Consider the following 12,078-nt stretch of genomic DNA (forward strand, 5'->3'; position numbering starts at 1 on the left):
GGACGGGAATGACGACGGCGAGCCTCGATGTCCTGAAGGACATATTGCATGCGCATGCGGCCACTTCCCCGGACCGTATCTTTGCGGTCTTTCCCGATCGGGGAAGCTGGACCTATCGCGATACGCTCGACGTCGCCCAGCGAACGGCAGCCGGGCTGAGGCACCTCGGGGTCGAAAAGGGCGACCGGGTCTTCACCTGGCTGCCCAACGGCCCCGAACTGCTGCAGGCCTGGTTCGGGATCAACTATCTCGGCGCGGTCCATTGCCCGTGCAACCTGGCATGGCGGGGCGACATGCTCAGCCATGCCATCGCGGTTTCAAACGCAAAACTCGCCGTCATTCACGCCGACCTCCTGCCGCGGCTCGAAGGGCTGCCTCTACACGCGCTGGAGCGCATCCTGGTCGTCGGCGGTCCCATATCGCCGGGTCTGCTGTCCGTTCCGCTCGTGTCGGCATCGATCCTCGACACCCATGCGCCGATCGTGAACGACGACACGATCGAGGCTTTCGACGCGATGCAGCTCATGTTCACGTCGGGAACCACCGGGCCTTCCAAGGGTGTGCTGTCGTCCTACGTCCAAGCCTCGCACTTCCTCGGACCGCCGAATCCCGCATCGGCCGATGCCGATGCGCGTTTCTTTCTGGTGTTGCCGCTCTTCCATTCGGGGGGGGCGGCTTCGGTCTATGGCATGCTGAAGCACGGCGGATCGGTGGTCGTACCAGAGGGATTTCGCACGGCGACCTTCTGGCCACTCGTCCAGGAAACCGGCGCGACCTCGACCACGCTTGTCGAGCAGATGGCGGCCTTCCTGCTCGCGCAACCCGACAGCGCGACCGATCGCGATACACCCCTGCGCTTCGCCAATATCGCGCCATTGGGTACGACGGGAAAACGTTTCTCGGAGCGGTTCGGCACGGAAATCTGGAGCGCCTACGGCTCGACCGAGATCGGAACCGCACTGACCTGCTTCGATGCCGAGGCACCGACCGGCGCAACGGGGCGCGTGCGGGACGGCTATCAACTACGGATCGTCGATGCGAATGACATGGAAGTTCCCGTGGGATCGAGCGGCGAACTGGTCGTCCGGCACGACGCCCCCTGGCGCATGCTGACAGAATATGCCGACGACGCTGCGGCCACCGCACGCTTGTGGCGCAACGGCTGGCTGCACAGCGGCGATATTTTTCGGCGCGACACCGACGGATGGTATTATTTCGTCGACCGGTCAAAGGATGCCATCCGCCGCCGGGGTGAGAATATTTCATCCTTCGAGGTCGAGCGCGAACTGCTGCGCCAGCCCGGTGTTGCCGAAGCGGCGGCGATAGCAGTTCCCGACGGTCATGCCGAAAATGAAGTCATGGTCTGTGTCGTCGCAAGGGAAGAGACGATCGACTGGGCGATGCTGGTCGAGCAATTGCGCGCCGCCATGCCGCATTTCATGGTCCCCCGCTATTTTCGGCAGATGCAAGAGTTCCCGCGGACGGCCAATGGCAAAGTTCGCAAGGACGCGCTGCGCGCCGAGGGCGTCACTTCATGTACCTGGGACCGCGAGGCGGCGGGCATCATTCTCAAGGCCGAACGAGTTGGAACTGGAGATCGGTGAGCCCTCCGGCTAAGGGCAGGTCGGGAGCCATTGATGACTGATAGCAGTGAAAGCCGGAACCCGGCGGGACGGAGTGCCCCGGGACGCAAACAATCGAGTGAACAGGCGATCATCGCCGCGGCGCAGCTATGCTTCGAACGCTTCGGGATAAAGAAGACGTCGATGGAAGACATCGCCCAGGAAGCGGGTGTGTCACGCGCGACGATGTACCGGCACTTCACCAACAAGGATGCGATCGTGGAAGCGATCAGCATCGTCGAAGCCGAGAATGTGAACCGGCAGATCCGCGCACAGCTCGCCGGCCGCGCTTCGCTCGAGGACACGCTCGTCGAATGCATGTTCCTCGCCACGCGCATCGCGCATGAAAACAGCCATATCCGGGTCCTTCTCGACTATCCCGGCACCACTTCGGTCAACGCGCGCCCCAATTCGGTCGCGCAGCAGCGCCAGCGCGCCATGTGGGGCAACCTCCTCCAGAGCGCGGCCCAGCGCCACAGCTTTGCGGCCGACCTGGAGATCGACGACCTGGTTCGCTGGCTTCTACAGTCGCAGGACATGTTGTTGCGAATGGTGGAGGCGGAGGAAATACCCGATGCCGAACTACGCTGGTTTATCCGCCGCTTCGTAGTTTTCCCCATGCTCGATCGAGCCAAAGGCACAGTCTAATCCGTTTGCAATGATACAAAATATGTGTCACTGTCTCACCATTACGGATGAGGACAAGATGATGCAGCAAGACAAGACGCGTTCGCTGACCGAAAGCCAGATTTCCGCAATCCTGGCCCTGCCCGAACATGCGGACGCGGTGATACCGACCGATGAAGCGCTCCAGTCCGCGCATGTCTATACCGATCCCGCGCATTTCGAACGCGAGTATCAAAAGCTTCTGAAACGCGTTCCCATTCCGCTCACGGCTTCGGCCGCGCTGCCCGAGCCGAGGATGGCCTACGCCCATAATGATATGGGCATTCCGATCCTTTTGACCCGCGATGCGGACGGGATCGTGCACGCCTTCCTGAACGCCTGCACGCACCGCGGCGCCAAGATCGTCGACAATAGCGAACCACATAATTGCGCCCGGATGACCTGTCCCTTCCACGCCTGGACTTTCGGGCTCGACGGCAGCCTCGTGGCGCTGCCAAAAAAAGAGGCGTTCCCGACGCTGGACAAAAAGGAATATGGTCTGCGCCGCTTGCCGGTCCGCGAGGCGGGCGGGATCATCTGGGTTGGTCTCGACCCCGAATATGAACCCGATTTCAGTGAGGCAACGGGTGCGATCGCTGCAGATTTCGACGCCTTCGGCATCGGCGACATGCATTTCTATGGCCGCCGCCGCTTCGACCTCGCCGCCAATTGGAAAATCCTGATCGAGACTTTTCTCGAGACTTATCATGTCCCGCCGCTGCACCGCGACACGGTGGCTCCGCATTTCGCCGAAGTACCGACATTGATGACCCATCTGGGTCGAAACTCCCGCCAGACGACCGGCCGTTCGCATTTCAAGCGCGATAATTTCGAAGTCGACCCCGACACGCTCCATCGGCACGTGACACACGCCTATCATCTCTTTCCGACCGCTGTGCTTGTGACCAGCCCCTATCATATGAACTTCATCACGATGATGCCGCGCGCCGCCGACCGGACGATCGCGGATTGCATCATGCTGACGAAAGAAGAGCCAAAAACCGAAGAGGCCAAGCGGCTCTTCGAAAAAACGATCGAGTTTAATTTCGAAAAGGTCTTCGGTGCGGAAGATTTCCACGCGGCGCAACTGGTGCAGGAAGGCCTGTCGTCGGGGGCGCTGAAGACGGTCCGTTTTGGCGGACTGGAAGCCGCGCTCGCGACCATGCATCGCAATATCGACGAAATACTGGCGCGCTGAGCCCACGCCCGTATCGGGTGCACAGCCCTTCAAGGCCAATATCGATGACCGAAGACGATCTGCCGACCGGCGGCGAGGAGCGCTATTGGCGCGCACTCGCGGCTGGCCGGCTCGAATTGCCGCGCTGCGCGGGCTGCGATAGCTGGCACTGGCCTGCAGTATGGCGCTGCGGCACCTGCGGTTCATGGGATCATCGCTGGTCGCAGCATCTGCTCGCCGGCACTGTCTTCAGCTGGACGCGAACGTGGCACCGCTTCGCCGGGACCGAAGCCTTCCCCAGCCCTTTCGCGCCGGTCGTCGTCGCGCTGGCGAGCGCGCCGGTACGGCTCGTCGGGGTGATCGAAGGCGACGAAGATGGCTTGACGATCGATGCGCCGGTGACCGGCCGCATCGTGGATGGCGCGTTCGGCGCGCGGCGCATTCCCGCGATCCGGTGGACGCTTGCATCATGACGGTTTTCCGTGGGGCGACCGCAGTGGCTGGCGTCGGCTATCGCCAATATCGCCGCGGCACCGCGCCGATGCCGCCGCTCGGTCTCCTATCGGCGGTGCTCGCCGATGCCTGCAACGATGCAGGCATCGCGCCGAGCGACATCGACGGCTTTGTGTCCTATGGCGAAGACAGCACTGAACCCGTACGCCTGATGCCCGAACTGGGCACCCGCGAGATCAGCTGGTCGGCGCAGGTGTGGGGCGGCGGGGGCGGCGGAATCGCCGGCGCGTTCGGCGTCGCCGCTGCAGCGATCATTTCCGGGCAAGCGCGTATCGTCGCGATCTACCGCGCTCTCGCCGAGGAAAAGGGTGGACGCCTCTCCGCTTCGATCATGGAACATCATCTTAACGATCATATGCTCGGCGCGGGTCTGATCGCGCCGGCACAGCTCTGCGCGCTTCGTGCGCGCCGCCTCTTCGAGCGACACGCCGTACCCGAGGCGCTTTGCGAGGAGTTGGCCCGCGTCTCCTATTTTCACGGGAGCCGCAATCCCGACGCCCTGGCTTTCGGCAAGCCCCTCGATATTGCGGACTATCGCGGCGCGCGCAGTATATCGGAGCCCTTCCGGCTCTTCGACTGCTCGCGCGAGAATGACGGCGCCGGAGCGTTGTTGCTCGTCTCCGCAGACCATGCGCGCGATCTTCGAAAGCCCGCCATATCGCTGCTCTCCGTCGCGCAGGGCGCGCGCCGCGGCTGGGGCGATCTGCTCGAAAATGATGCCGAGCATCTTTATGCCAGCGGCGGTTTCCAGGGCTTGGCCGACCGGCTCTATGCTGGCGCAGGGCTGACCCCGGACGACATCGACGTCGCCCAGATCTACGAGAACTTCCTTGCGCAAGGCATCGCTTCGCTGATCGATCACGGTTTCTGCACGCATGAGAGTGCCGCGGACTTTATCCGGTTCGACAATCTCGTCGCTCCGGGCGGGCGGCTGCCGATCAATACATCGGGCGGCAATCTCGCGCACGGCTTCGTCCACGGGATCGGCCTCGCGATCGAGGCGGTCCGGGTCCTGCGCGGCGAATCCGCCAATCCGGTTCCGGGCGCACGAACCTGCCTGCTCGCGGGCGGCCCGGGAGCCCCCACTGTGAGTTCCGCCATTTTCGCCGTCGATCCCTGACGGCGGCTCGGCAAGGCATCGATGGCGACCGCCAGAAAGCCGTCAAACCGCCAGGAAGGAAATGAAATGACCTCCGCAGTCGAAGAGCATGGCCCCGTGCGGCTTATCCGCGTCAGCGCAGCACCACATGGCATTCTCGACGCAGCAGGCGCGCGAAACCTGCTCGCGGTATTCGAAAGCGCCGCCAGCGATCCGGCAGCGCGCGCTATCATTATCGCGGGCGGCACCCCCGGCGCCTTTATCCGTCACTATGACCTTGCCGCGATTGCCAAGGCAGCCGACGCGCTGCGCGCAGGCGCGATCGAGCCCGAAGCCTTTCTCGATGCCGATTTCGCCCGCCTCACCGACCGGATCGCCGCCGCGCCCGTGCCCGTCATCGCCGCGATCAACGGGCTATGCATGGGGGGTGGTCTCGAAATCGCCCTCGCGTGCGATATTCGCATTGCACAAAAGGATGTCGAACATATCGGCCTGCCCGAAATCCGTATCGATATCTTTCCCGGCGGGGGCGGAACGCAGCGCCTCGTCCGGCTGATCGGCGAAGCTGCCGCCCTCGACATGACGCTTTGCGGCCGCACGGTCACAGCGCGCCGTGCCTATGAACTCGGCCTCGTCGGCGAACTGGCCGCCGACGCGGTGACCGCAGCTCTGACCCTTGCCGGCGCTCTTGCGCAGCGCGATGCCGGCGCCCTTGCCGCCATCAAGCGGCTCGTCCGCATGGCGCAGGACCGCCCGCTCGCGACGGGGCTCGCCGACGAGCGACTGGCCTTCGCCGGACTGCTCGCAACGAGCGATCAGGCGCTCGACACGATCCGCAACACGCTCGCATCGGGGGTCATGCTCGAAGAGCTGGAGCTGTAAAGCTCATTTCGCTGCGCGCTTCGGCACCGGGACATAGATGCTTTGGGGCGCCATATATTCGAGGAAGCCCTCCAGCCCGTTTTCGACGCCAAATCCGCTCTGCTTGTGACCGGCAAAGGGCGTGTCGGCGCGCAGGGTCAGGTTCTGATTGATCCAGACCGTCCCGGTCTCAAGCCGCCGCGCGATCTGGACCGCCTGCTCGACATCGGACGACCAGACCGCGCCGGCCAAGCCATATTCGCTGGCATTCGCCCGCGCGATGACCTCGTCGAGATCGGTGAAGCGCAACATCGGCAGCACCGGCCCAAAGGCTTCCTCCTGCACGACCGGCGAATCCTCCGGCGGATTGTCGACGATGGTAACCGGGATGAAATAACCCTCACCCTCGGGGCCTGCGGATCCCTCGATCAGGTTGAGCCCCTCGGCGCGTGCTCCGTCGATCAGCGCGGTAACGCGTTCGAACTGGCGGCGGTTCTGGAGCGGGCCCAACACCGTTCCCTGCTCGCTTCCATCGCCGAGCTTGACGGCCCGCGCGATCGCCGCGAGCCGGTCGCGTAGGGCGTCATAGATGCTGTCATGAACATAGAGCCGCTTCGTCGCAACGCAGATCTGGGCACTGTTGTAGAAGGCGCCGAAGAAAATCTTCTGCGCGACATCGTCGAGATCGACGTCGGGCATCACAATCGCCGCATCGTTGCCGCCAAGCTCGAGCGTCAGGCGCTTCAAATCCCGCGCCGCGCTCTCCATCACGCGCTTGCCGGTTGCGGTCGAGCCGGTGAAGCTGATCTTTGCGAAGCCCGGGTGCGACGTCATTTTCGGCCCGAGCGCATCGCCGCCGGAGATGATGTTGAGCACGCCGGCGGGAAAAACATCCTTCAGAAGCTCGCCGATCTTGAGCATGCAGAGCGGTGTGAACGGCGACGGCTTGAGTACGATCGTGTTGCCCGCCGCAAGTGCGGGCGCGATCTTCCAGATCGAGAGATTGACGGGGAAATTCCATGGCGAGATCGCACAGACCGCCCCGAGCGGAACATAGTGGGTCTCGATGCGCTGCCCGTCACCCTTGTCGACGATGTGGACCGGCGGCTCCATCGCGCTGAAGGCACGCAGCCATGCGATTCCAAGCCCGATCTCCGCCTGGGCGCCGGCGGTCGGCCGCCCCTGCTCGCGCGTGAACAATCGTGCAAGTTGCTCGCTGTGGGCGGCGAGCAAGTCGGCAGCGGCGCTCAGCCGCTGCTGGCGCTCAGCGATCGGCGTCGCGCGCCATTCCCCGAAGGCGCGACGGGCGGCAGCGACCGCGCGCTCAAGGTCGGCGTCTCCGCAATCGGGCGCCGCAGCGAAAGTCCGGCCCGTTGCGGGATTGATGACATCGATCGTGGCATCGCCCGCGACCAGTTCGCCGTCGATCAGCATCGAATAGGAGCCGCCAAAATCCATTTTTCTCTCCGTTGAGCCAAGCTCGCTTAAATAGACATTTAAATGGTGATTTAAATGCGCGTTTGAACGCCGTCAACCCGGCGCTTCGCGAGATTGTGGGGCGCCCATTGGTCACGACGCGCCCCACCTTGGAACAGGCGCAATATTGACACAGATTAAATGCTCATTTAATTGCGAGTTAAATATGGTTTTAACTTCTGCCAGTGGATGGAGAGCCTTCAGATGAGCAAGCTGAACCCCCAAACACCGATCCTCGTGGGCGTCGGTCAGGTGATGCGAACGTGGGATTCTGCCAGCGGAGGCGATGCGCCGAGCCCGCTCTCGCTTCAGGTCGAGGCCGCAAAAGCAGCGCTCGCGGATAGCGGCGCCCCGGCCGAGCTCGCAGCGACGATTGACGGCATCGTCGTCGTCCGCTCGATGCTCGATTCGGTCGAAGGCGCGCGCCAGCCCTTCGGGCGCTGCGCCAACCCGCCCGCTACGCTCGCTGCCGAGCTCGGTATTTCAGGGACGTGCTGCATCTATTCGGTGGTCGGCGGCGACCAGCCGCAGGCATTGGTCAACGAGGCTGCCGAGGCGATTTTCGCGGGCGATGTCGATGCCGTGCTGCTGGCGGGCTCGGAAGCCACCGCAGCCATGAAACAGGCGCTGCGCGCACGGAAGTCTCTGGACTGGTCGCGCACCGTCGACGGACCGTGGCAGGATCGCGGTCTCGGAGACGCCCTGCTCTCGGATTATGAGCGCGCCAACGGGCTCGGCGCACCAACGCAGACCTATCCATTGTTCGAGGAGGCGCTGCGCGCACGTCTCGGACTTGATCGCGACGCCTATGCCGACATCATGGCCGAACTCTGGGAGGGATTTTCGGCGATCGCAGCGACCAACCCCCATGCCCAGTTCCCCGATGCGCGTTCGCGCGAATATCTGAAAACCCCAAGCGAAGGCAATTACCGCGTCGCCGATCCCTATCTCAAATGGCACGTCGCGCAGGACGCGGTGAACCAGGGTGCGGCGGTGATTCTGACCTCGGTCGGCGCCGCCCGCAAACTCGGCATCGTGCCCGAGAAATGGATCTTCCTCCATGGCTATAGTGCGGCCAGGGACAGGCTCGTGACCGAACGCCCCGATCTGTCGCGCTCGCGGGCAATCGAAGCGACGTTGGGCGACGCGCTCGCCATGGCCGGAAAGTCGGCGGCCGACATGGCGCATCTGGATCTCTACAGCTGCTTTCCCTGCGCTGTCCTGCTCGCGGCCGAGGCGCTCGGCGTTAACTGGCGCACCGTGCCATGCACCGTCACGGGCGGCCTCCCCTTCTTTGGCGGCGCCGGTAACAATTATTCGATGCATGCGATCGCAACGATGGCGGAGCGCCTGCGAGCAGTTCCCGGCAGCTTCGGCCTCATTCTCGCCAATGGCGGTTTCCTCTCCAAGGAAGCTGCAGGCATCTATTCGACCCAACCTGCGGCGGGATGGAAACCGCGCGTGGATAATGGCGCCCAGCGCGCGATCGACGAAGCACCCGCACCCCCGCTGCTCGCGGAGACCAGCGAGGCGGTGGTGGAGGCGAGCAGCGTCACCTGGAAGAAGGGCTCTCCCTCGCGAGGCTATATTCTGGCTTCAAACGGCAAGGGCCGCATCCTTGCCCGTGTGCGCACAGGCCATCGTGCGACGCTACACAGCCTTGGCGCCGAAGATGCGGTCGGACGCAGCGTCCGCATCACCCACGAAAACGGCGTCAACTATCTCGAGGCGAGCAGCCCGCTCTGCGCACCCGTGCCAGCCGGGGCGCTCCCGGCCCGGCGTTTCGACCATATCCTCCTGGAGCGGCGCGGCCCTGTCCTCGAGGTGACGCTCAACCGGCCCACGGCCATGAACGCGCTTTACAGCGCGGTCCATTTCGAGCTGCACGAGGTCTGGGACATGTTCGAACGCGACCCCGACCTCTGGGTGGCGATCATAACGGGTGCAGGCGACCGCGCCTTTTGCAGCGGCAACGACCTCAAGGTCACTGCGAAGGGCGGTGACCTTACCATGCCGCGCACCGGGTTCGCGGGGCTTTGCGAGCGTTTCGACCGCACCAAGCCGGTGATCGCGGCCGTCAACGGCGTCGCGATGGGCGGCGGGCTGGAGATCGTCCTCGCCTGCGATCTGGCCGTGGCGGAAGAAAAGGCGCGTTTCGCACTTCCCGAGGTCCGGGTCGGTCTTTACGCCGCCGCCGGCGGGGTTCAGCGCCTGACCCGCCAGATCGGTCGCAAGGCCGCGATGGAGCTCATCCTGACCGGCCGGCACTTCGATGCGGCCGAAGCGCTCGGTCTTGGCGTGATCAACGAGCGAACCCGCGATGGCGGTGCACTGGAAGCGGCGCGGGCGCTCGCCGCGCGCCTCCTCGAAAACTCGCCCTCGGCGATCCGCGCCTCGAAGGAAGCGCTGAACAAGCTGGAGGAGCTGGAATCGCTTGAAACGGCGATGGCAGCGAACAGCCGAATATTCGGCCGCCTGATGCGCACCAAGGACTTTCGCGAAGGCCTCACCGCCTTTGCCGATAAACGCAAACCGGAATGGAGTGGATCATGATTGCGGCAAACGACGGCAAAGCGATGCTCGAGGGAATCAAGATTGTCGATCTGACGAGTGTCGTCTTCGGTCCCTATTGCACCCATATCCTCGCCGACCTTGGCGCCGAGGTGATCAAGGTCGAAAGCCCGCGGTCGGGCGATGCCTATCGCTGGTCGGGCAAGGCGGCCATAACGCCCGGGATGAGCCCCGCCTTCATGGCGATCAATCGCGGCAAGCAGTCGGTGGCGCTCGATCTCAAGCAGCCGGACGATCTTGCGGCGATGAAAGCATTGCTCGCCGACGCTGACGTCTTCGTGCTCAATGTCCGCGGAAAGGCGGTCGAACGGCTCGGGCTGGACTATGAAGCCGTCAAGGCGATCAACCCCGACATCATCTATGCCCATTGCGTGGGTTTCGGGCAGGATGGGCCCTATGCCGACCTCCAAGCCTATGACGATGTCATCCAGGCCGCGACCGGCACCGCAACCTTGCTTCCGCGCGTCGACGGCAACCCCAGCGCGCGATACCTCCCCTCGCTGATCGCCGACAAGGTCGCGGGACTCCACGCCGCCTATGCGGTGCTCGCGGCGATTATCCACAAGATGCGGACGGACGAAGGACAGAGGATCGAAATCCCGATGTTCGAGGCCTTCACCAATTTCATGCTGCTCGAGCATTTGGGCGGGCTCAGCTTCGATCCGCCCAATGCCCCCGTTGGCTATTTCCGTCAGATCGACCCCGACCGGCAGCCCTTCCCGACCAGTGACGGCCATATCAGCATCGTCGCCTATACCGACGAGGCCTGGCCTCGCGTGTTCGATCTGCTCGGCAAGCCGGAATTTCTCGAGGACGAGCGTTTTGCGACCCGCAAGGGACGCACGGTCCATCTCGCGCTCCTCTATCAGGAAATGGCCCGCCTCACCCCACGCTTCACGACCGCCGACCTTGTCGCCAAATGCCATGCCGCGCAGATTCCGGCGCAAGCGGTCCGCGACATCGGTGACATCATGAACGATCCGCATCTCGCCGCCACGGGCTTTTTCGCGCGCCAGGAGCATCCAAGCGAAGGGGGCGTATTCGCCATGGCGCACCCGGTGCGCTTCGACACTCCCCTACCCTGCCAGACCAGGTCGGCGCCGCAGCTTGATGCCGACGGTCCGCGTGTCCGGGCATCCTTGACGAAAGCAGAGGAAGGCTCGACAGGCGATCCATGACAAGCAGCCACGCAAGCCGCGCCGACACGCCGGACCGCATCATTGCGGCTGCGCGCGAACTCATGACCGAAAAGGGTCTGCTCGATGTTTCGCTTGCCGAAATCTCCCAGCGCGCCGGGACCAATATCGCGCTGGTCAGTTACTATTTCGGCAATCGCGAAGGGTTGATGCTCGCGCTTGCCGAAGTCGACGGCGCGCGCGCGACGGCGCATCTGGCTCGCCTGCTCGCTGCCGACCTCTCGCCTTCCGAAAAGATCGAGGCGCATATCCGCGGGCTGATCGATGCCTATTTCGAACGCCCCTATCTCCACCGTCTGCTCCAGAAGCTGCTCCGCGAAGGATCGACCGAAGTCTCGACGCGCATTGGCACAGCGCTCGTCGAGCCAACGGCGCAGGCACGGCGCACGATCATCGAACAGGGCGTGGCCTCAGGCGAATTTCGTGACGTCGACCCAAGCCTTCTCAGCTTTGCGATCGATGGCGCTTGCTCGCATATCTTCTCCTCGGAGGCGGGCCGACGCGCCGTCCTCGGCAAGGGCGACATCGACCGCGATCTCAAGGATCGGTACGCTCGGACCGTCTCGGACCTCGTCATCCAAGGGTTGCTCACACGTTGAACGGTCGAGGTTGTAGACCGTCCGGTTCTCTTATTCGATGAGCAGGACGCTTCGTTTCCCGCCGCAGGGCAGTCCAACTCCGCTTTTTCACGTGACGACAGCGACGTCCGGGAGTGACTTCCGCCGCTTTCGGCGACGTACTCAACAGGGCGTAATTCAACCAGAACCGACGGCCGCTTTTGTCCGCAACAAAACGGGCCGGGGACGACGACAACCAGACGCAATTACGGACAGGAAAGTCACGTAATTCGGCCTCAGAATGCTGAGATGGGTACGCGCGCGCAACTCCGAGAGCTAG

10 protein-coding genes are annotated in these 12,078 nt (G+C 63.7%); 9 read left to right on the forward strand and 1 reads right to left on the reverse strand.

Annotated features, from left to right (window positions below; all coding sequences use genetic code 11):
• Positions 1 to 8 precede the first annotated feature (8 nt).
• From ACSYDV_RS00445 to ACSYDV_RS00470, 6 genes are all read left to right on the forward strand, one after another.
• Positions 9 to 1,604, forward strand: a complete 1,596-nt coding sequence (locus ACSYDV_RS00445) for an AMP-binding protein (protein WP_438321770.1) — start codon at positions 9 to 11, stop codon at positions 1,602 to 1,604.
• Between the two features lie 33 nt (positions 1,605 to 1,637).
• Positions 1,638 to 2,270, forward strand: a complete 633-nt coding sequence (locus ACSYDV_RS00450; RefSeq protein WP_438321771.1) for a TetR/AcrR family transcriptional regulator — start codon at positions 1,638 to 1,640, stop codon at positions 2,268 to 2,270.
• Between the two features lie 58 nt (positions 2,271 to 2,328).
• Entirely contained in the window at positions 2,329 to 3,486 is a 1,158-nt protein-coding gene (locus tag ACSYDV_RS00455; protein ID WP_438321772.1) for an aromatic ring-hydroxylating oxygenase subunit alpha, read from the forward strand.
• Positions 3,487 to 3,530: 44 nt separating this feature from the next.
• The gene (locus ACSYDV_RS00460) at positions 3,531 to 3,938 is read left to right on the forward strand and encodes a Zn-ribbon domain-containing OB-fold protein (protein ID WP_438321773.1); all 408 of its coding nucleotides are present in this window, start codon (positions 3,531 to 3,533) and stop codon (positions 3,936 to 3,938) included.
• Entirely contained in the window at positions 3,935 to 5,098 is a 1,164-nt protein-coding gene (locus ACSYDV_RS00465; RefSeq protein WP_438321774.1) for a thiolase C-terminal domain-containing protein, read from the forward strand. Before ACSYDV_RS00460 ends, ACSYDV_RS00465 begins: the two co-directional genes overlap by 4 nt.
• Positions 5,099 to 5,164: 66 nt before the next feature.
• Positions 5,165 to 5,959 (forward strand): enoyl-CoA hydratase/isomerase family protein, encoded by a 795-nt coding sequence (locus ACSYDV_RS00470; RefSeq protein ID WP_438321775.1) that lies wholly within the window; start codon positions 5,165 to 5,167, stop codon positions 5,957 to 5,959.
• 3 nt (positions 5,960 to 5,962) lie between these two features.
• Here ACSYDV_RS00470 and ACSYDV_RS00475 read toward each other — a convergent pair whose 3' ends face one another.
• Positions 5,963 to 7,396: an aldehyde dehydrogenase family protein gene (locus ACSYDV_RS00475; protein WP_438321776.1), complete on the reverse strand. Its 1,434-nt coding sequence runs from the start codon at positions 7,394 to 7,396 to the stop codon at positions 5,963 to 5,965.
• A 222-nt stretch (positions 7,397 to 7,618) separates the two neighbouring features.
• Between ACSYDV_RS00475 and ACSYDV_RS00480 the strand changes: the two genes are divergently transcribed.
• From ACSYDV_RS00480 to ACSYDV_RS00490, 3 genes are read left to right on the forward strand one after another with little or no spacing between them, the layout of a single operon-like run.
• Positions 7,619 to 9,967, forward strand: a complete 2,349-nt coding sequence (locus tag ACSYDV_RS00480; RefSeq protein ID WP_438321777.1) for an enoyl-CoA hydratase-related protein — start codon at positions 7,619 to 7,621, stop codon at positions 9,965 to 9,967.
• The gene (locus ACSYDV_RS00485) at positions 9,964 to 11,163 is read left to right on the forward strand and encodes a CaiB/BaiF CoA transferase family protein (RefSeq protein ID WP_438321778.1); all 1,200 of its coding nucleotides are present in this window, start codon (positions 9,964 to 9,966) and stop codon (positions 11,161 to 11,163) included. The genes ACSYDV_RS00480 and ACSYDV_RS00485 overlap by 4 nt, the downstream gene beginning before the upstream one ends.
• Positions 11,160 to 11,780, forward strand: a complete 621-nt coding sequence (locus ACSYDV_RS00490; RefSeq protein WP_438321779.1) for a TetR family transcriptional regulator — start codon at positions 11,160 to 11,162, stop codon at positions 11,778 to 11,780. The genes ACSYDV_RS00485 and ACSYDV_RS00490 overlap by 4 nt, the downstream gene beginning before the upstream one ends.
• Positions 11,781 to 12,078: the final 298 nt, after the last annotated feature.

The organism is Sphingopyxis selenitireducens, from assembly GCF_051550705.1.
In the GTDB taxonomy this organism is placed as follows: Bacteria; Pseudomonadota; Alphaproteobacteria; order Sphingomonadales; family Sphingomonadaceae; genus Sphingopyxis.